This window comes from Cognatazoarcus halotolerans (assembly GCF_009800965.1).
In the GTDB taxonomy this organism is placed as follows: domain Bacteria; phylum Pseudomonadota; class Gammaproteobacteria; order Burkholderiales; family Rhodocyclaceae; genus Cognatazoarcus; species Cognatazoarcus halotolerans.
The window spans coordinates 1-489 of sequence record NZ_WUAF01000059.1; the positions used below are offsets into that span (position 1 = coordinate 1).

The 489-nt window shown below is 67.1% G+C and carries 1 protein-coding gene; it reads right to left on the reverse strand.

Annotated features, from left to right (window positions below; all coding sequences use genetic code 11):
• The coding region (locus GQB03_RS22645) for a thiolase family protein (RefSeq protein WP_268817585.1) at positions 1-463 on the reverse strand (463 nt) is incomplete at its 3' end.
• Between the last annotated feature and the right edge of the window lie 26 nt (positions 464-489).

The following is a 489-nucleotide window of genomic DNA, read 5'->3' on the forward strand; positions in this document are numbered from 1 at the left end:
CCATGCCGTAGGCGATGCCGAGGTTCTCCTGCTTCGCGAAGACGGCCGGGTTGAGGCTCACCTTGTTGCCCATGATCTGCGGCATCACGCTCATCGACTCGGTACCGGCGGCGATCATCACCTCGGCTTGGCCGAGGCGGATCTGGTTGGCCGCATCGGCGACCGCCTGCACGCCCGACGAGCAGAAGCGGTTGATGGTGATGCCCGGCACCGTGTCGGGCAGGCCCGCCAGCAGCAGGCCAATGCGCGCCACGTTCATGCCCTGCTCGGCCTCCGGCATGGCGCAGCCGACGATCACGTCGCCGATCTCGCCTGCCTCGAGGCCCGGCACCTTGTCGACCACTGCCCGCAGCACATGCGCCAGCATGTCGTCGGGGCGTACGTTGCGGAACATGCCGTTGCGCTTGGCCACCGGGGTGCGCGTGGCGGCGACGATGTAGGCGTCCTGAATCTGTTTGCTCATGGTTCTCTCCAGTGTCTCGGGCTCAG